Raw genomic sequence first — 19,560 nt, forward strand, 5'->3', positions numbered from 1 at the left:
CCCGGACTGTGGGCGCCGAGCGGACCGGATTCGTTGAGGCGGCGACGGACACCCACTAGGGTGAGCCTCGATGAGCACAGACGCGAACGGCACCGGCGCGCGCTGCACCGGAGTCAACGGCCCCGGGGCACGGATGTGACCGCCCGCGACACCGACGGTGTGGCCGTGCTGTCGGATCTGCTGGCGCGCATCGCCGACGGTGACACCGCCGCCTTCGCCGAGTTCTACGACCTCACCGCGCGGCGGGTCTACGGCATGGTGCGGCGGGTGCTCCGGGATGCGGGATACAGCGAGGAGACCACGCAGGAGGTCTATCTGCAGGTGTGGCGTTCCGCGCACACCTTCGATCCCGCCGCCGGGTCGGCATTGAGCTGGCTGATCACCCTGGCCCATCGGCGGGCGGTCGACCGGGTCCGGTCGGAGACCGCCGCCACCCGACGCGACACCGACTACTCCGCGGCGGACTTCGTGCGGTCCTTCGACGTCGTCAGCGACGAGGTCGCCGGCCGGGAGACGCGCGAACGCGTGCAGGGTTGCCTGGACGGCCTGACCGACCGCCAGCGGGAATCCGTGGCCCTGGCCTACTACAACGGTCTGACCTACCGCGAGGTGGCGGAGCTTCTTTCGGTGGCCCTGCCGACCATCAAGAGTCGTATCCGCGACGGCTTGACGCGTCTCCGCAACTGCTTGGGGGACAACGATGTCTGACGACGAACTCCTCGATCTGGCGCCGTTGCTCGGCCTCGACGCGCTTTCCCCCGCGGAGGTGGATTCGGTCCACCGCCGCCGCGCGCGGGCCGATGCCGCCACCCGCGCCGAGTTCGACCGTCGAGTCCGCGACACCCGGGAGGCGATGGCCTCGGTCAGTTCGGTCACCGAGACCGCCCCGCCCGCGGCGTTGCGCGAGCAGATCCTGGCCGCGACGCGGGCCGAGATGACCGTCGTGCGTCGCCCTGCCGAACCGGTCGCGGCCGAGGACACCGCGGACGTGCCGGCGTCCGAGGCGCGGGTGTACTCGCTGACCCGGCGCCGCTGGGCATATGCGGCCGCCGCCGCTGCGGTGGCCGTCGCGGTCGGTGGGCTCGGATGGGCGATCGGCTCGGGCCTGTCCTCGGACACCACCCCGCAAACGCCCACGGCCGAAAAGGTCTTCACCTCCGAGGACGTCCGCACCTCCTCGGGGGCGGTCGCCGGCGGAAGGGCAACCATCACGTTCTCCGAATCCGCGGACGCCGGAGTTCTCGTGATGAACGATGTTCCGCCACCCCAGCCGGGTACGGTCTATCAGATGTGGCTGTTGAGTCCGGACGGTGCAACGTCGGCGGGCACCATGACGCAGGACGACGTCGCGCCGTCGACCACCGCCGTGATCCCACACCTCGGCGACGCCACATCGCTGGCCTTCACCGTGTCCCCACCCGGCGGCTCCACCGCGCCCGGCGACATCGTCGCCCAGTTGCCGCTGGGCTGACCATGCCCGGCGCGCAGGTGTTCCCGCTGGTCGAGCACATCCCGCCCATCCCTGCGGTCGAGCCGGTGAGGAGCGCTGGCCGCCGCGTCGGGCTCCGTCGAAACGACGAGCCGAGTCGAGAGCTCTCGTCGGTCGAGCCGGTCCGGAGCGCTAGCCGCCGCGTTGAGCTCCGTCGAAACGGAGGACCGAGTCGAGACCTCTCGTCGGTCGAGCCGGTCCGAAGCGCCGGCCGCCGCGTTGAGCTCCGTCGAAACGGAGGACCGAGTCGAGACCAGGTGAGGTCAGGCTGGAACACAACACCACGCCCCGCCGATCACGGCCCCACGCTTGACAGGTCACCGCCCATTCCGCACACTTGTTGCATTGGATGCAGCGGGTTGCGCAATACGCAACAGCCATTCGAGGGCGGCCCGCATCCCCGCTCGACAGCACGACGCAGCGTCGCGTCATCTCTCCCCATCGCCAGTTCTCCCCAGTCCCCTTTCCGCGCCGGTCCCACCGCCGGCGCAGAGATCAGGTGCCCTGTGACCGCATCCGGCTCGACATCCCTTCCCACCGCCTTCGACTCACCGCTCCTGCCCGACGCCCACCTCCACATCGCCGGCCGATGGCGTCACGCCGCCGACGCCGGCACCCGCGACGTCGTCAATCCGGCCACCGGATCGGTGTTCACCCGCGTCGACGAGGCGACGCCCGCCGACGCCACCGCCGCGATCGCCTCCGCCCGAGCCACTTTCGACGACGGGGCGTGGCCGGGCACGCCGGTCACCGAACGAGCGGCCCTGTTGCGCCGCATCGCCGACCTGCTCGTCCTCAACAAGGCCGAGATGGCCCGCATCGAAACCCTCGACACCGGGAAGACGGTGGCGGAGAGCGAGATCGACATGGACGATGTCGAGTCCGTGCTCCGCTATTACGCCGCACTCATCGAAACCGAATCCGATCGCGTCGTCGATGTCGGCGTCCCCGGCGTCATCAGCCGCGTCGTGCGCGAACCCATCGGCGTGTGCGTGATGATCGCACCCTGGAACTACCCACTGCTGCAGATCTCCTGGAAGATCGCACCCGCGCTGGCCGCCGGCTGCACCATGGTCGCCAAACCCAGTGAGGTGACCCCGCTGAGCACCATCGCCTTCGTCGAACTGTGTTCGCGCGCCGGGGTTCCACCCGGGGTGCTCAACCTCGTCCAGGGTGCGGGCTCCACGCTCGGCGACGCCCTCACCGACACCGACGACGTCGACTTCATCTCCTTCACCGGCGGACTGGCCACCGGCCGCATCATCTCCGAGGTCGCCGCCCGCCACGTCACCAAGGTGGCCGTCGAACTCGGCGGCAAGAATCCGCACATCGTCTTCCCCGACGCCGACTGGGAATCCTCGGTCGATCAGGTGCTGACCGGGGTGTTCCTGCACTCCGGCCAGGTGTGCTCGTCGGGCACCCGACTCATCGTGCACGCCTCGATCGCCGACGACTTCGTCGACGCACTCGTCGCCGGCGCCGAGCAGATCGTCATGGGTGACGGCCTCGACCCGGCCAGCAAGACCGGACCGCTCGTGTCGGCCGCGCAGCTGGCCAAGATGGAAGAGTTCGTCGAATCCGCGAAAGCCGAAGGCGCCGTGCTCCGCACCGGCGGTGGGCGACCCGACCGCGACGGGCTCGACCCGGCCGGATACTACTTCGCGCCCACGATCTTCGATCACTGCGACGCGACGATGCGCATCGTCCGCGACGAGACCTTCGGACCGATCCTCACCGTCGAGCGATTCGACACCGAGGAGCAGGCCCTGGCACTCGGCAACGACACCGACTACGGCCTGGCCGCCGGTGTGCGCACCTCCGATGCGGCGCTCGGCGAACGCATGGTGCGGGGTCTGCGTCATGGCACGGTGTGGCTCAACGACTTCGGCTACTACACCCCCGCCGCCGAATGGGGCGGCTTCGGCAAATCCGGCAACGGACGTGAACTCGGACCCACCGGGCTCGCGGAATATCAAGAAACCAAACACATCTGGCACAACACCGCGCCGGCGCCGTCGCGGTGGTTCACTTCGACCGAGGACGGCGTCCAATGAGCACCTCCCCCACCACCCCCGGTTCCAGCGGCCTCGAGGACTTCGGCTACAAGGAATCCCTCGACCGCAGCATCGGCAAGTTCGCCAGCTTCGCCGCCGGTGTCAGCTACATCTCCATCCTGACCGGCACCTTCCAGCTGTTCTACTTCGGTTTCGGCACCGCCGGCCCCGCCTACCTGTGGTCGTGGCCGATGGTCTTCGTCGGACAGCTGTGTGTCGCTTTGTGTTTCATGGAACTTGCGGCCAAGTACCCGGTCGCCGGATCGGTCTACAACTGGGCCAAACGACTCGGCAGCCAAGGCGTCGGCTGGAGTTCGGGATGGCTGATGTTCACCGCGTCGGTCGTCACCCTCGCCGCCGTCGTCCTGGCCCTGCAACTCAACCTGCCGCGACTGTGGAGCGGCTTCCAGATCTACGGCAGCGGAGACGATCCCACCGACTACGCGGTGAACGCCGTCATCCTCGGCGCCATCATGATCGGCATCACCACCGCCATCAACGCGTGGAGCGTACGGCTGATGTCGTTGATCAACAGCATCGGCGTGTTCGTCGAGTTGATCGCCGCGGTCCTCATCGCCATCATCCTCGCGTTCAACATCACCCGCGGACCGCAGGTCTTCTTCTCCACCAACGGATACGGGGCCGGTGAGAGCGGCGGCTATCTCGGCGCATTCCTCGTCGCGTCCCTCGCGTCGGGCTATGTAATGTACGGCTTCGACACCGCCAGCTCACTCGGCGAGGAGACCGTCGAACCCCGCCGCACCGCACCCAAGGCGATCCTGCGGGCCATTCTCGCCTCCTTCGTCATCGGCGGCGCCATCCTGGTGTTCGCCATCATGAGCGCCCCCGACCTCGACGATGCGAAACTCGGTGAACCCGAGGGCGGTCTGCAGTACATCGTCGAGCAGGTCATGTGGGGCCCGGCCGGCAAGGTGTTCCTGTGCGCCATCGTCGTCGCGGTCATCGTCTGCTCACTGGCCGTGCACACCGCCGCCATCCGGCTGATGTTCGCGATGGCCCGCGACAACGCGCTGCCCTTCGGTGAGCGCCTGGCCACCGTCAACCCCAAACGACAGACGCCGGTGGTGCCGGCCATCGTGATCGGCATCGTCGCGATCGCGATCCTGGTGATCAACATCGGTCAGGCACAGATCTTCACGGTGCTCACCTCGATCGCGATCATCATGATCTACCTGGCCTACCTGCTGGTGACCGGACCCCTTCTGGTCAAACGGTTCCGCGGCGAGTGGCCGCCGGCCGACCTCGCCGAGGGCGGCTACTTCACCATGGGCCGCTGGGGCATGCTCGTCAACATCGTCGCCGTCGTCTGGGGGATCGGCATGGCCATCAACCTGGCCTGGCCGCAGTCGGAGGTGTACGGCACACCCTGGTACAACACCTGGGGTGCCTTCGTCTACATCGGCATCATCTTCGGCGCCGGCTTCCTCTGGTATCTGACCATCGGACACCGCAGTGTGGGTGTGCTGCAATCACATTCGAGCACACCGGGTGATCCCCTGGTCCCCGACACCCCGATCCCCGACACCCCGGCCACCGACACGTCTCCGACCACCGACCCCACTTCGACCGAGAAAGCGTGACCACCGCCATGCCAACGTTCGACTATGTGATCGCCGGCGGCGGCACCGCCGGTTGTGTTCTGGCAGCACGACTGTCGGAGAACCCGGACACCACCGTCTGTCTCATCGAGGCCGGACCGTCCGACGTGGACGACCCCAACATCCTGGTGCTCAAGGAGTGGATGCATCTTCTGGACTCCGGATACGACTGGGACTACCCGGTCGAACCGCAGGCCAGCGGCAACAGCTTCCTGCGGCACGCCCGGGCCAAGGTCCTCGGCGGCTGTTCGTCACACAACTCGTGCATCGCGTTCTGGCCACTGGCGCAAGGGCTTCGGGATTGGGAGGCGATGGGAGCCACCGGCTGGGGACCCGAGGGTGTGCTGCCCTTCGTGTCGCGGGTGGAGAACAATGTCGCCGACGGCGACTACCAGGGGTATCCCCACGGCCACGCCGGACCGGTCCGGTTGCGCGATGTGCCGCCGGCCGATCCGTGCGGGCAGGCGGTTCTCGACGCGGCCGCCGCCGTGGGCTTGCCGACCGTCGCATTCAACCGTGACGACTGGCATCTCAACGGCGCCGGATGGTTGCAGATCAACGCCAACGAGGCCGGCGAACGTATGTCGTCGTCGCACGCCTACCTGCATCCGATCCTCGCCAAACGCGAGAACCTGACCGTCCTCACCGACAGCTGGATCTCGGAGATCCTCATCGACGACGAGTTGCGCGCCACCGGCGTCCGATACCTGCGACCGGATCTGACCGGCTACGACGAGGTCACCGCCGCCCGCGAGGTGATCGTCACCGCCGGCGCCATCGACACCCCGAAGCTGTTGATGCTCAGCGGTATCGGACCCGCCGATCATCTGCGGGAGATGGGGGTGACCGTTCGGGTGGACTCACCGGGGGTCGGTGAGAATCTCGACGATCACGTCGAGGGACTGGTGTTCTGGGACGCGAACCGGCCGATGGTCGCCGACTCCACCCAGTGGTGGGAGATCGGCCTGTTCGCCACCACCGTCGACGGTCTGGATCACTCGGACCTGATGATGCACTACGGCAGTGTCCCGTTCGACATGAACACACTTCGGTGGGGTTACCCGACCACCGAGAACGGCTTCTGTCTGACCCCCAATGTGACACAGGGACTTTCCCGCGGGACGGTGCGGTTGCGGTCGCGCGACTTCCGGGACCGGCCCAGGGTCGACCCACGCTACTTCACCGATCCGGACGGTCACGACGAGCAGGTGATGCTCGCCGGGGTGAAACTCGCGCGCCGCATCGCCGAACAGCAACCCCTGAAGGACTGGGTGGCCCGTGAACTCGCACCCGGTCCCGACGCCGTCACCGACGACGACCTCATCGACTACATCCACAAGACCCACAACACCGTCTACCACCCTGCCGGAACCGCCCGGATGGGTGCCCTCGACGATCCGCTCGCCGTCCTCGATCCGACGCTGAAGGTCAAAGGTGTTCGGGGACTGCGGGTCGTGGACGCCTCGGCGATGCCGAAGCTGCCGGTGGTCAACCCGAATATCACCGTCATGACCATGGCGGAGAAGTGTGCCGACCTGATCGCCTCCGGGACGTGAGGTGATGGCCGACGCCGGCGACGTCGACATCGCGGCGTTCCTGGCCGATCGGTCGCCGTTTCAGGAGCAGACCGAATCCGAGGTGGCGCGGATCGCCGCGCACGCCCGGGTGGTGGCGGTGGCAGCCGGTGAGGTCGTCGCGGAGTACGGCGACCACGCCGCCGACGCGATGTGGATGGTGCTGCGTGGACGGGTGGATCTGTCTGCGCCGGAGGATGATCCGGTCGGACCGTTCGAGACCGTCGGTCCCGGCGACCTGTTCGGGTACATCCCGCTGATCATCGGTCCCGGCGTCCGATTCATCGCCCGCGCCGCCGGCCCCGCGACGCTCATCCGGCTGCCCGCCGATCAGGTGCGCGACATCTTCGAGAAGCGGGCCGGGGTGGCGTTCGTCGCCGAGTCCGCGTGGCAGACCATCTCCGGGCACTCGGTCACCGGTCGTCCTCCGCGCAAACCGGTGTGGTCGGCCGCCACCCGCGTGGGCGAACTCGTCGTGGCACCTCCGGTTGTCGTCGATGCGGACACCTCGGTGGCGGACGCGGTGCAGGCGATGTCGGACGCCGGACAGTCCTGTGTGGTGATCCAGATGCCCGATGGTTCCCTCGGCATCGTGACCGAAAGCGATGTGGCGCACCGGGTTGTGGGTGCCGGGTTGGGTGGCGGCGTGCCGGTGTCCGCGGTGATGACGGTACCGGCCCGCGCCGTCGACGCCGATCGGTATGCGTTGACCACCTGGCTGGAGATGCTGGAGGCCGGTGTCCGCCACATGCCGGTGCTCTCCACCCGCGGCCGTGCCATCGGCGTCCTCACCGAGACCGATCTGCTGGTGGCCGCCAGTCGGGGTGGCTCGGCGCAACGGGCCATCGCCGAGGCCACCGACATCTCCGCTCTGCGCACCGCCACCGCGGTTCTGCCGCGTCTGGCCGACGAGCTGTTCGGTTCCGGCCTGGACGCCGAATCCACCTGCGGTGTCCTGTCTCTGGTGGTGGACACGACCGCACGACGTGCGGTGGAACTCGCCGCGCAGAAGGTACCCGGCGTCGACCTCACCGGCGGCGGTTTCTCGTGGATCTCGCTGGGCAGCGTCGCACGTCGTGAGGCGATGCCCTCCTCCGACGTGGACTCGGCGCTGAGCTGGTCGGTCGACAACGACGGTGACGCCGACACCTACCGCGCACTGGCTCGGGACACCCACGCCATTCTCGACGCCTGCGGCCTTCCGGGCGACAGCAACGGCGCCCTTGCCCACACGACCCGTTTCTCGCGCTCGGCCGACGACTGGCGGCGCGCAGCGCGGCAGTGGCTCGACGCACCTCTCGACGATCACGGACTCATCATGTCGTCGCTGCTCATCGACGGTCGGGTCATCGTCGGGCCGTCGTCACTGCACACCGCACCGGCCGTCTATGCGGCGATGCGCGCGGAGCATCCCGAGGCGCTGCGTCTGCAACTCCTCGACGCGCTGTCCCGACGGCCCCGCATCCGCGGTCTGCGTGACATCCTGTCGCGGCGGGGCGGCACCGTCGATCTCAAGAAGCACGTCGTGACACCCATCGTGAATCTGGCGCGCTGGGCCGGCCTCACCGCCGGAATCACCTGCGCCCCCACCCCGTCCCGGCTGCACAGTGCCGTGGACGTGGGCACCCTCGCCGCCGCCGACGCCACCATCCTGCACGACGTCTTCGCCCTCACCCAGCGTCTGCGCCTACGCCATCAGATCGAGCAGATCCGCGCCGGCCACTCCCCCACCGACGTCATCGTGATGAGCGCTCTGAGCCCTCTCGATCGCAGCATGCTCGCCGAGGGGGTGCGGGAGGTGGTCGGCATTCAACGCCGGGTGCGCACCCACGAAAGCCTCACCAACGGCTGATCTTTCACCTACCGCAGCAGTCCACGCACCGTATCGATGTCGTCGCCCTCGGCGGCCGTCTTGTCCGGCCGATAGCGCAGGACGCGGGCGAACCGCAACGCCACACCGCCCGGATATCGCGAACTGCGTTGCACCCCATCGAGTTCGATTTCCACGACGATCTCCGGGCGCAGGTATACGGTGTGCGAATCCCGGTGCGCCTCGTGCCTGGGGAACTCCTCGGTCTGCCACCGCAGCAACGCGTCGGTGAGTCCCTTGAAGGTCTTGCCGACCATCACCGGGTCGCCGCCGTCCGGATCACGGGCGCCCAGATGCAGATTGGACAGGTACCCGGTGCGTCGCCCCGATCCCCACTCGGCGCCCAGTACGACGAGATCCAGCGTGTGTACGGGTTTGACCTTCTGCCAGGACTTTCCGCGTCGGCCGGCGGCGTACGGACCTGTCAGCGATTTCACCATCACGCCCTCGTGGCCGGCCGCCAGTGCCGCGTCCAGGACCGCCTTGGCCGCCTCGGGTGTCGGATGTCGCTGTGAGGTGATTCGGAGCTGGGCCGCAACCGAATCCAGGGCGTCGAGCCGATGGGCGAGTGGCTCGTCGATCAGGTCCTCGCCGTCGAGGTGCAGGCAGTCGAAGAAGAACGGGCGCAGCAGTCGGGGTTCGTCGGCGACGTCCGGATCGGTGTGGACCATCGATCCGAAGCGGCTCATCGTCTCCTGGAACGGTCGCGGCCGCCCGTCGTCGTGCAGGGTCAGTGTCTCGCCGTCGAGAATGGCCGACGTGAGCGGCAGTTCACGCACCACCGCAACAAGATCCGGCACCCGTGACGTCACGTCGTTGAGGGTGCGGGTGAACACCGCGACGTCGTCGCCGTCCCGGTGAACCTGGATGCGCGCCCCGTCCAACTTGTGGTCGACGACGAGATCCGGCCCGAGGTCGGCCAGTGCGGCATCCAGGCCGTCTGCGGGGGTCGCCAGCATCGGCGACACCGCACGGCCCACCTGCAGGCCGACGTCAGCGAGCGCCTGCGCGCCGCCGTCGATGGCCAGGGTGGCCGTGTCGGGGAGTGATCCGGTGAGCATGTGGGCGCGTCGGACCAGGGCCGCCGGTTGACCGGACACCGCGATGATCGCCTCGACCATCACGCCGGTCAACGCACCCTGGCGCAGTTCGCCGGTCAGTAGTCGGAAGAGGAATCCCTGCTCGGCGTCGGTGGCGCGGCCGAACAGTCCGCGCAGCAACTCGGCGCGTGCGGCCACCGATCCGGTTCCGGTCGTTCCGGCCAATCGGGTGAGGGTGGCGTCGACCTCCTCGACCGTCAGGATCGACGCCGCCACCGGCGGCACCTGCAGATCGCGCAGGGTCCGCCAACCGATCCCCAGTCGCCCCTGGGGGATGTCTCCGGACAGCCACGCGACCACCACGGGGACCTCTGGGCCGGCGGCCGACAACAGCTCTCGCAATGCGGCGGACTTGGCGTTGCGTGATCGGGTCGCGCCCACCGTCGTCGACGTGGCCACCACATCGGCAAACCTCACGCCGGTTCCTCGGGGTGATCACTGTCCAGGTGCGGGAGTACACCGTCGGGTGGTGCGGCGTCCGGGAACTTCGCCACGTAGGCGCGCAGCGCCGCCCCGACCGTAGAGAAGACGTGGTCGGGGTTGAGGACGGCGAGGATGCCCTCCGCCCGCAGCGTCTCCTGCAACTCGGGATCGACGCCGGCGAGGACGAAATGCGCCCCGGCGGAGTGGATGTACCGGATCAGGTCCTCCAGGACGGTGGATGCCGAGTAGTCGACGTCGGTCATCACCGTCGTGTCGAGCACCAGCCACCGAACGGGTTCGGGTGCGCCTTTCACCAGTTCCATCACGTCGTCGGCGAATCGTCCGGCGTTGGCGTAGAACAGGTCCGCGTCGTACCGGAAGACGATGAGGCCGGGCAGCGACTGGCGGCCGGGTTCTGCGGTCTCGTAGCGTCGGCTGCCGCGCGCCCCGACCCCGATGACGAATCGCTGCGGACTGTACTGACGTCGAACGAGTTCGAGCAGCGACACCGCCATGGCCGCCACGATACCGACCTGCACGCCGAAGACGATGACGATCACCGCGGTCAGGATCGCGATGCCGAACTCGATACGGCGGACATGCCAGACCCGTCGGAACCGGTGCACGTCGATCAGCCGGAGCGCGATGAGGAACACGATCGCCGACAGCACGGCGTGCGGTAGGTCGGCGAGTGCGCCGTCGAAGAACACCACCACGGCCAAGGTGATGGCGGCCATGGTCAGATTCGCCACCTGGGTGCGGCCATGCTGCTCGTCGAGCAGTTGGGTCTTGGTGGGACTTCCGTTGACGACGAACGTCCCACTGAACCCCGCGATCAGATTGGCACCCGAGAGCCCGAGGATGTCCCGGTTGATGTCGGCGTTCTGACCGTGCCGTTGCGCGAAACTTCGCGCGGTCGCCGCACTTTGGGTGAGGACGACGAGCGCGCACCCCAGGGCCACCGTCGTCGCCGTGACCACGTCGCCCAGCTCCATCCCGTCGGGCCACCCGAAGCTCGGCAATCCCGCATGCACCGTGCCGATCACCGGGATGTGTTCCGACCACCCGAACACGGCCACCGCCACGATGGAACAGATGACGACCACGACCGCCACCGGGAATCGCGGCACGAATCGCACACCGCCGATGAGGAGCGCGAGGGTGACGCCCGCGAATGCCGCAGCACCCCAGTTGATGTCACCGAGATGGCGAACAATGTTCCACCAACGCTGCCAGATTCGGTCGCCGTACGCCTCGAACCCGAGCATTCCGGGTATCTGACCGGTCATGACCGTGATCCCTGTTCCGGCGAGGAACCCGATGAGCACCGCGGTCGACAGGAAGTCGCCGAGGAAGCCGAGCCTCAGCAACCGCGCGATGGCGAGCAGGCCCCCGGTCACGATGGCGATCAGGCACGCCCACTGCAGCCACGCCGTGGAGTTCGGCACGAGGCCCACCACACCGATTCCCGCGATACCGGACGCCAGCAGGGCGGCGGTCGCCGAGTCCGCACCGACCACCAGGAGCCGCGACGATCCGACGAAGGCGAACACGACCGCCGGCAGGATGATCGTATAGAGCCCCGCCACCACCGGTACCTGCGCAATCGAGCTGTAGCCCATGCACTCCGGAATGGCGATCGCCGCGAGGGTGATCCCCGCCAGGATGTCGGCGCGGAGCCACTGTCGCCGATACCCGGCAAACGCAGGCGGCGCCAGCCGCGACAGGACAGTCCTTCCGCTCATTGTCACAGGCTATCCCCAACGAGTCCCTTCTCAGCGCAAACAGCGCCACCACCTCACCGCCCGGTTGACAGCGCTCTCGGCACCGTTGACAGCGCCCGCCACCTCACTGACAGCGCCCTGTTCTACGTTGACAGCGCTCGCCGCACCGTTGACAGCGCCCGCCACCTCACTGACAGCGCTCTGCACCTCATTGACAGCGCTTTGGATTCCGTTGACATAACTTCGATTTCGCTCGCGTCGACCTCTTCCCGCCGGTCGAGCCGACCCATCCCCCGCCGGTCGAGCCGACCCGGAGCGCCAGCGGAGGGTCGTGTCGAGACCACGCAACACGACGCTGGAACACCCACCACCACAACATCTCCCGACAGAACCGCAGCGCATACCACACCCCACCGACAAGAAGATTCCGCCACGAACAAGTTATCCACAGGCGAAACGTTATGCACAGCAACAGGATTCACGAAATCTGCCCTTGCGCCGACCGCCAACCGGGCGTACTGTGGTGGACATGACATCGGGGGAACTTGACACCACCATCGACTTCTTATCCGAACTCGACTACACCAACAGCAGCCTCACCCGCGACGACGCAAAGAGCGCACTGCACGCCATCCTGCTCATCCGCAACCTCGTCGATCACCACGCCAGCATCCTTGTCGGACTCTGTGATCACCTCAAGGTCGCAGAGAACGAAGGCCGCAAACTGCAAGAGCTCCTGCACGAGTTTGGTGTCGCGCCCGCGTCCGCATCTCGCATGATCCGTCTGGGCACCACCGCCGACATCGAGCGAGTGCACCGCCACACCTCACTGGGCACACTGTCCGCCGAACACGCCGACGCCATTGTCCGAGGAGTGACGCACATCGAGAAACGTTCCGGCGAGCCTGTCGCCGCTGAAGAACGCGACGCACACAGCATCGCCCTCCTCGGCCACGCCACCGCCGGATTCACCCCCGCCGAAATCCGTGACTACGCAAAAAGCCGAGGAAATCAGCAGGCCGACGACACCGACGGTCTACCCGCCGCTGAGGACCGTTCCATCAACACCCTGGACTTCCACGATTCCGATGACGGACGCCTCACCGTCACCGGCGACCTCCATGCCGTACTCGGGGAGAAACTGAGGACCGCGATCGAAGTACTGTCAGCGCCACGACCCCAACCCGACGGATCCCGCGATCCGCGCACCGCAGGTCAGATGCGAGCCGACGCTTTGGAGATCATCCTCGACACCGCCGCCCGCGCTGCCGCAGGCGAACACAGCGACGACGGACCACGCATGCCCACCGAACTGGTCAACCTCACCATCCCCACCGGCACACCATCATTGGCGTCGCTGCAGTTCATGGGATCGGTCACCGAAGCCACCGCCCGAAAACTCTGCTGCGACGCCACCGTCGGCGTCATGATCGTCAGCACAGACGAAGTACCACTGTCACTCGGACGCACCATCCGACTGTTCAACCGGGCCCAACGACGAGCCCTGGCGCACCGCGACAAAGGGTGCATCAAGTGTGGAGCGCCGCCCTCACGAACCCAGGCGCACCACATCGTCCACTGGATCGACGGCGGCGAAACCTGTTTGGAGAACGGCGCTTTGCTCTGCACGGCATGTCATGACGACGTCCACCATAACGGATGGGACGTCGTCATGGGAGCCGACCACCACCCCTGGTTGATCCCACCGGAAACGGTTGACCCGCAACGACGATGGTTGCGGTCCTATCACCGCAGGACCATGACGTTGGATGGATTGCCGGGTGCGGCATGATAATTCGGGTTCCAGCGTCGGCGAAAGAGGTCTCGACACGGACTTCGTTTCGACGGAGCTCAACGCGGCGGCTAGCGCTCCGTCCGGCTCGACCGGCGGATGGGGACACGACCGGCGGGGTAGGCCGCGGGGCAAGGGATCGACCGGCGAGATAGGGGCTCGCATCGAGCAGCTGGATAAGGGAACTACCAGCGCCCGATCAAGCCCACAGATAGATAACAGACCAACCAACCCGCACCCGGCTCTGGCCGGGACCGCATCTGTTCCTTGACAACTCCACAGTGAACTCTTTACGGCACCAACAGGTGTCGCATGTTCGACGGCTGCCTCATCGGCGGTGCGGAACGTGCGGCACCTAGCATTCGACCACACTCAACGGCACGTGGATGGCCAATCCGCCCGTGGCGGTTTCCTTGTACTTGGCATGCATGTCGTGACCGGTGGCGCGCATGGTGGCGATCACCTGGTCCAGGCTGACGTGATGACTGCCGTTTCCGCGCAACGCCATTCGCGCCGCACTGATCGCCTTTCCGGCGGAGATCGCATTGCGTTCGATGCACGGGATCTGCACCAAACCACCGATCGGATCGCAGGTCAGGCCGAGGCTGTGTTCCATCGCGATCTCGGCCGCGTTCTCCACCTGGGCGGGCGTGCCACCGAGCACTTCGGCGAGCCCGGCGGCGGCCATGGCGGCCGCCGACCCGACCTCCCCCTGACAGCCCACGTCGGCTCCGGATATCGAGGCCCGCTCCTTGATCAGCCCACCGATCGCCCCGGCCGTCAGCAGAAATCGAACGGTCACATCGTCACGATCGCCTCGTCCGGCCTTCGTGTAGTTGCGCGCATAGTGCAGGACCGCCGGAATGATCCCGGCCGCACCGTTCGTCGGCGCGGTGACCACCCGCCCACCGGCCGCATTCTCCTCGTTCACGGCAAGCGCCACCAGGTTCACCCAGTCCTCGGCGAACTCGGCCGATCTGCATGGATCGTCGGCGACGAGCCGATCGTGCCAGTGCCGCGCACGTCGTGCCACACGAAGTCCGCCGGGCAACGTTCCGTGCGTGCGCATTCCACGTTCGACGCAGTCGTCCATCACCGCAGCGATATCCAGGAGGCCCGCGTACACATCGTCGGCGGAACGGTCCCGTGCCTCGTTGGCCCAGACCACCTCGCTGATGGCCAGGTGCTCCCGGGTGCAGATGTCCAACAGTTCCTCGGCACTGCGGTACGCGTACTCCGGTTCGCCGGCGCCGGCGCCGATGTCCGAATCGCTCTCGGCGAGAACGAATCCACCCCCGACCGAGTAGAACACCTCCCGAGCCAACACATCGCCATCCGCACCGAGTGCCCGCAACTCCATGGCGTTGGGATGGCGTGGCAGGCATCGGTCACCGTGAAGTCCGATGTCCGCCACGGTGAACGGCAGGTCGACCGACCCCGCGACCAGCACGCGACCCGTCGCGGCGATGCGGGCCAGCGCGTGATCCTTGACCTCGGAGGTGATCGACTCGGGTCGGTGACCCTCCAACCCCAGAAGCACCGCGGTGAACGTCCCGTGGCCCGCGCCGGTCGCGGCCAACGACCCGAACAGGTCCACCTCGACATCGGCCAACTCGAGGAGCAGGCCACGCTCGGCGACCTCGGCAACAAACCGCGCCGCCGCCCGCATCGGACCCACCGTGTGCGAACTCGACGGTCCTATCCCCACCGAGTACAGATCGAAAACACTGACACACATGGACGTCACATCTCCAAACAGGGCGGATGGCGGTGGTAGGGAACTCCGACGACGCAACTCCTGCTTCGTCGGGGACCTGAACGGGACGGATAACAACGTGGGTGGTTGCTCCGTCGGCTGCGCGCGTGGCGACAGCTCCCGCGCACTCGATGGCATATGACCTCGCCTGATGCGAGGTGTCGTTGTCGTCGGGAACTCCGTCGTCGCTGCGTCGGCTCCCACCAAAAAGGTGACACACCGCGGTTGACATCGCAAGCCCCAACCCCCACACTTGTTGCATATCGTGCGCAGCGTTGCGCACTACGCAACATAGATTCTCCGCTCGAGAGTCACTCCACACATCCGGTCGCCGACGATCCGGTTGTGGCCACATCACACATCACCACATGCGAAATACGCTGGCCAAGAGAGGCTTTCCACGCCGATGACCGCACACTTCATCGCCGGCTCCGCCGACCGGGCAACACCCGCCGACTCTCTCGACCCCGACACCCGTGACCTGATCGTCGGACGTGTCGCCGACGAGAGTCTGCCCGCCGCGTTCTACACCTCACCGGAGTTCTTCGACCGCGACATCGACGAGATCTTCTCCAAACAATGGATCTTCGTCGCCGCCGAGGCAGAGATCGCCGAACCCGGCGACTACGTCACCATCAACTTCGGCCGCCGCTCGGTGATCGTGACCCGGGACGACAACGACGTGGTCCGCGCCCACCACAACGTCTGTCGCCACCGCGGTGCGCGCCTGCTCACCGACCCCAACGGCTCCACCGGAACCATCGTCTGCGCCTACCACTCGTGGACCTACGGCATGGACGGGCGGCTGATGTTCGCCGACGCCCAGGCCCCCGAGTTCGACAAGACCTGCTTCTCCCTCCGATCCGTGGCGGTCCGCGTCATCGCCGGCCTCGTCTTCATCTGCCTCGCCGAGCAACCGCCCACCGACATCGACGACGTCGCAGCCATCGTCGAGCCCTACCTCGCCCCCCACCGGATCGCCGAGGCCAAGGTCGCCGAGCAGACCGACCTCATCGAGAACGGCAACTGGAAACTCGCCATGGAGAACAACCGCGAGTGCTACCACTGCGGCGGCCACCCCGAACTGCTCAACGTCTTCTTCCCCGTCTGGGGATACAGCGACACCGACGCCGTCCCCGACCGCCTCGGACCGGTCACCGAACGCTACCGCCAGGCCACCGCCGAGATGATCCAGACATGGGACCGACTCGGACTTCCCTACCCGAGAATCCAGCAACTCGACACGCGCCCAACCGGTTTCCACATCGAACGCGAAGCGATGGACCTCGCCGGCGAATCGTTCACCCTCGACGGCACCATCGCCTGCACCCGCCCCCTCACCGACGATCTCCCGGACCGCCGGCTCGGCCGACTCTCGATGCACCTGCAGCCCAACATGTGGTTACACATCACCAGCGACCACGCACTGCTGTTCTCGGTGATCCCCGTGGCACCCGACCACACCCTCGTCCGCACCACCTGGCTGGTCCACGCTGACGCCGTCGAAGGCGTCGACTACGACCTCGACCACCTCACCAGCGTCTGGGAGATCACCAACCAGCAGGACGCCGACCTCGTCGCCCTCGCCCACCAGGGCATCGCCGACCCCGCCTACGTACCCGGCCCCTACGGACCGTCGGAGTTCCAGGTCGAAGCCTTCATCAACTGGTACATCACCACCCTGCGCACCAATCTCGGACTCCCCCAACCGGTTACCGGCATCGCGGAGAGCGCCTGATGCGTGAGCACCTGCTGATCTGCATCGACCGCGTCCCCCTGACCCGAGACATGGCCACCTTCACCTTCCGCACGGTCGAACCCCACACCTTCGTGTTCAACCCCGGCCAATTCCTGACCATCGCCGTCACCATCGACGGCCGGACCGTCCAACGCTGCTACAGCATCTCCTCACCCCCCACCCGACCCGACACCCTGTCCATCTCCGTCAAACGCAAAGCCGGCGGGCACGTGTCGAACTGGTTGCACGACAACATGACCCCCGGAATGACCATGACCGCCAGCGGCCCCGTCGGCCGGTTCAGCTACATGGGCAAAGGCGCACAACGCTACCTGTTCATCTCCGCGGGCAGCGGCATCACCCCCGTCATGTCGATGGTGCGCGCCGCCACCGACCCCACCACCGATCACCCCTACCGCTCCGGCGACGAAACCGACATCGTCTTCATCCACAGCGCCCGCACCCTCGACGACATCCCGTTCCGCGCCGAACTCGAAGAACTGTCCATCGCCCACCCCGGCCTCGACGTCGCCTTCGCCCTCACCCGCCTCTCCAACGACGACACCACCGCCGCCTGGTCCGGGCACCGCGGCCGACTCGACGCCGACACCCTCCTGCGGATGTGCCCCGACCTCGCCGCCCGCGAGGTCTTCCTCTGCGGCCCTGGGCAATTCCGCAGCGGCGTACGCTCCGCACTCGTCGCCTCCGGGGCGAGTCTCGCCCACATCCACGAGGAGAGTTTCGGCTTCGTCCTCCCCACCCCCGGCGCCGACGACGCCGACGGAGTCACCGTCGACTTCACCCGACGCGCCCGCCGCGTCACCGTCACCGCCGGAAGCACCATCCTGGCCGCCGCGGCCGCCGCAGGCGTCACCCTTCCCTCCTCCTGCGGCGTCGGCCTCTGCGGCTCCTGCAAGGTCACCAAGGTCTCCGGCGACGTCGTCATGAACCACCAGGGCGGCATCCGCCGACGCGAAATCGAACAGGGGAAGATCCTGCTCTGCTGCTCCGAACCCATCTCCCCCGTCGTGATCGACTACTGAGGACCACACCATGAACACCCAGCAGACCCAGCAGACCCGGCCCGCTCGCTCCGCTCCCGGCGCCGCACCCATCCGGCCCGCTCGCTCCGCTCCCGGCGCCGCACCCACCCGGCCCGCTCGCTCCGCTCCCGGCGCCGACCTCCCCGAGCACCCCGACTTCCTCTGGCGCAACCCCGATCCCCGACCCAGCTACGACGTCGTCATCGTCGGTGGCGGCGGACACGGCCTGGCCACCGCCCACTACCTGGCCCGCAATCACGGCATCACCAATGTCGCCGTGCTGGAACGTGGTTGGCTGGCCGGCGGCAACATGGCCCGCAACACCACCCTCATCCGGTCCAACTACCTGTGGGACGAGAGCGCCGGGATCTACGAGCACTCCCTGAAACTGTGGGAGGGACTCGAGAACGAACTCGGCTACCCGATCCTGTTCAGCCAGCGCGGCGTACTCAACCTCGCCCACACCGAACAGGACGTCCGCGACTCCATCCGTCGCGTCGAGGCCAACCGGCTCAACGGAATCGACGCCGAATGGCTCGATCCCAAACAGGTCGCCGAGGTCTGCCCCATCGTCAACACCGCCGACAGCATCCGCTACCCGGTGATGGGTGCCACCTTCCAGCCCCGCGGCGGGATCGCCAAACACGACTGGGTCGCCTGGGGTTTCGCCCGCAGCGCCAGTGACGCCGGCATCGACATCATCCAGAACTGCGAGGTCACCGGCTTCGAAACCACCGACGGCACCGTCACCGCCGTCAACACCACCCGCGGACGCATCGGCGCGGGCACCGTCGCACTCTGCGCCGCCGGCCACACCTCCACCCTCACCGACCAACTCGGCTTCGGCCTCCCCCTGCAAAGTCACCCGCTGCAGGCCCTTGTCTCCGAACTCCTCGAGCCCATCCACCCGACGGTCGTCATGTCGAATGCGGTGCACGTCTACGTGTCCCAGGCCCACAAGGGTGAGCTGGTGATGGGCGCAGGCGTCGACTCCTACAACGGTTACGGCCAGCGCGGCGCCTTCCACATCATCGAACGGCAGATGGCCGCGGCCGTGGAACTCTTCCCGATCTTCGCCCGCGCCCGACTGCTCCGCACCTGGGGCGGCATCGTCGACGTCACCCCCGACGCCTCCCCCATCCTCGGCGCCACCCCGTACGACAACCTGTTCGTCAACTGTGGCTGGGGCACCGGAGGTTTCAAGGCCACACCGGCGGTCGGCTGGTGCCTGGCCCACACCATCGCCACCGGCACGCCGCATCCGATCAACGCCCCGTTCACCATCGAACGGTTCACCACCGGCGAACTCATCGACGAACACGGCGCCGCAGCGGTCGCCCACTAGCCAACTCCCTCAGCCCATCCCAGCCCGGAGAAC

The 19,560-nt window shown here is 67.2% G+C and carries 13 protein-coding genes; 10 read left to right on the forward strand and 3 right to left on the reverse strand.

The window, feature by feature from the left end:
- Nucleotides 1–135 precede the first annotated feature (135 nt).
- The 6 genes from sigK (at nt 136) to ABLE92_RS15430 (ending at nt 8,588) form a co-directional block, all read left to right on the forward strand.
- Nucleotides 136–708, forward strand: coding sequence for an ECF RNA polymerase sigma factor SigK (gene sigK, locus ABLE92_RS15405; RefSeq protein ID WP_348805676.1), 573 nt, complete (start codon nt 136–138; stop codon nt 706–708).
- Nucleotides 701–1,471, forward strand: coding sequence for an anti-sigma factor (locus tag ABLE92_RS15410; protein WP_348805677.1), 771 nt, complete (start codon nt 701–703; stop codon nt 1,469–1,471). The genes sigK and ABLE92_RS15410 overlap by 8 nt, the downstream gene beginning before the upstream one ends.
- Before the next feature lie 575 nt (nt 1,472–2,046).
- Nucleotides 2,047–3,543 carry an aldehyde dehydrogenase family protein gene (locus ABLE92_RS15415; protein WP_348805768.1) on the forward strand — a complete coding sequence of 499 codons (1,497 nt, stop codon included), beginning with the start codon at nt 2,047–2,049 and terminating at the stop codon, nt 3,541–3,543.
- Complete coding sequence (locus ABLE92_RS15420) at nt 3,540–5,144, forward strand: APC family permease (protein WP_348805678.1); 1,605 nt, start codon at nt 3,540–3,542, stop codon at nt 5,142–5,144. Before ABLE92_RS15415 ends, ABLE92_RS15420 begins: the two co-directional genes overlap by 4 nt.
- Nucleotides 5,145–5,152: 8 nt before the next feature.
- A complete protein-coding gene (locus ABLE92_RS15425) occupies nt 5,153–6,718 on the forward strand; it encodes a GMC family oxidoreductase (protein ID WP_348805769.1) in 1,566 nt (521 codons plus the stop codon).
- Between the two features lie 4 nt (nt 6,719–6,722).
- Nucleotides 6,723–8,588 (forward strand): putative nucleotidyltransferase substrate binding domain-containing protein, encoded by a 1,866-nt coding sequence (locus tag ABLE92_RS15430; RefSeq protein ID WP_348805679.1) that lies wholly within the window; start codon nt 6,723–6,725, stop codon nt 8,586–8,588.
- Between the two features lie 8 nt (nt 8,589–8,596).
- On the opposite strand, the gene ABLE92_RS15435 is transcribed toward ABLE92_RS15430, so the two are convergent.
- Nucleotides 8,597–10,123, reverse strand: a complete 1,527-nt coding sequence (locus ABLE92_RS15435) for an ATP-dependent DNA ligase (RefSeq protein ID WP_348805680.1) — start codon at nt 10,121–10,123, stop codon at nt 8,597–8,599.
- The gene (locus ABLE92_RS15440; protein ID WP_348805681.1) at nt 10,120–11,874 is read right to left on the reverse strand and encodes a SulP family inorganic anion transporter; all 1,755 of its coding nucleotides are present in this window, start codon (nt 11,872–11,874) and stop codon (nt 10,120–10,122) included. The genes ABLE92_RS15435 and ABLE92_RS15440 overlap by 4 nt, the downstream gene beginning before the upstream one ends.
- A 508-nt stretch (nt 11,875–12,382) precedes the next feature.
- On the opposite strand from ABLE92_RS15440, the gene ABLE92_RS15445 reads away from it, so the two are divergent.
- On the forward strand, nt 12,383–13,645 hold the full coding sequence (locus ABLE92_RS15445; protein WP_348805683.1) for an HNH endonuclease: 1,263 nt from the start codon (nt 12,383–12,385) through the stop codon (nt 13,643–13,645).
- Nucleotides 13,646–14,000: 355 nt separating this feature from the next.
- Here the strand turns inward: ABLE92_RS15445 and ABLE92_RS15450 are convergent, their stop codons facing one another.
- A complete protein-coding gene (locus ABLE92_RS15450; protein ID WP_348805684.1) occupies nt 14,001–15,383 on the reverse strand; it encodes an L-serine ammonia-lyase in 1,383 nt (460 codons plus the stop codon).
- 424 nt (nt 15,384–15,807) lie between these two features.
- Here ABLE92_RS15450 and ABLE92_RS15455 point away from each other — a divergent pair, with 424 nt between their 5' ends.
- The 3 genes from ABLE92_RS15455 to ABLE92_RS15465 are packed head-to-tail and all read left to right on the forward strand — an operon-like array spanning nt 15,808 to nt 19,527.
- On the forward strand, nt 15,808–17,139 hold the full coding sequence (locus ABLE92_RS15455; RefSeq protein WP_348805685.1) for an aromatic ring-hydroxylating oxygenase subunit alpha: 1,332 nt from the start codon (nt 15,808–15,810) through the stop codon (nt 17,137–17,139).
- Nucleotides 17,136–18,182, forward strand: a complete 1,047-nt coding sequence (locus ABLE92_RS15460) for an FAD-binding oxidoreductase (RefSeq protein ID WP_348805770.1) — start codon at nt 17,136–17,138, stop codon at nt 18,180–18,182. Before ABLE92_RS15455 ends, ABLE92_RS15460 begins: the two co-directional genes overlap by 4 nt.
- 10 nt (nt 18,183–18,192) lie before the next feature.
- Nucleotides 18,193–19,527: a sarcosine oxidase subunit beta family protein gene (locus ABLE92_RS15465; protein WP_348805686.1), complete on the forward strand. Its 1,335-nt coding sequence runs from the start codon at nt 18,193–18,195 to the stop codon at nt 19,525–19,527.
- Nucleotides 19,528–19,560 lie beyond the last annotated feature (33 nt).

It is taken from the genome of Gordonia oleivorans (assembly GCF_040044975.1).
GTDB lineage: Bacteria > Actinomycetota > Actinomycetes > Mycobacteriales > Mycobacteriaceae > Gordonia > Gordonia oleivorans.

Bases quoted from the DNA above. Each gene is read 5' to 3' on its own strand.
- ABLE92_RS15465 (WP_348805686.1), top strand. From the start codon at position 18,193: ATGAACACCCAGCAGACCCAGCAGACCCGGCCCGCTCGCTCCGCTCCC.
- ABLE92_RS15425 (WP_348805769.1), top strand. From the start codon at position 5,153: ATGCCAACGTTCGACTATGTGATCGCCGGCGGCGGCACCGCCGGTTGT.
- ABLE92_RS15450 (WP_348805684.1), bottom strand. From the start codon at position 15,383: ATGTGTGTCAGTGTTTTCGATCTGTACTCGGTGGGGATAGGACCGTCG.
- ABLE92_RS15445 (WP_348805683.1), top strand. From the start codon at position 12,383: ATGACATCGGGGGAACTTGACACCACCATCGACTTCTTATCCGAACTC.
- ABLE92_RS15410 (WP_348805677.1), top strand. From the start codon at position 701: ATGTCTGACGACGAACTCCTCGATCTGGCGCCGTTGCTCGGCCTCGAC.
- ABLE92_RS15430 (WP_348805679.1), top strand. From the start codon at position 6,723: ATGGCCGACGCCGGCGACGTCGACATCGCGGCGTTCCTGGCCGATCGG.
- ABLE92_RS15440 (WP_348805681.1), bottom strand. From the start codon at position 11,874: ATGAGCGGAAGGACTGTCCTGTCGCGGCTGGCGCCGCCTGCGTTTGCC.
- ABLE92_RS15455 (WP_348805685.1), top strand. From the start codon at position 15,808: ATGACCGCACACTTCATCGCCGGCTCCGCCGACCGGGCAACACCCGCC.
- ABLE92_RS15420 (WP_348805678.1), top strand. From the start codon at position 3,540: ATGAGCACCTCCCCCACCACCCCCGGTTCCAGCGGCCTCGAGGACTTC.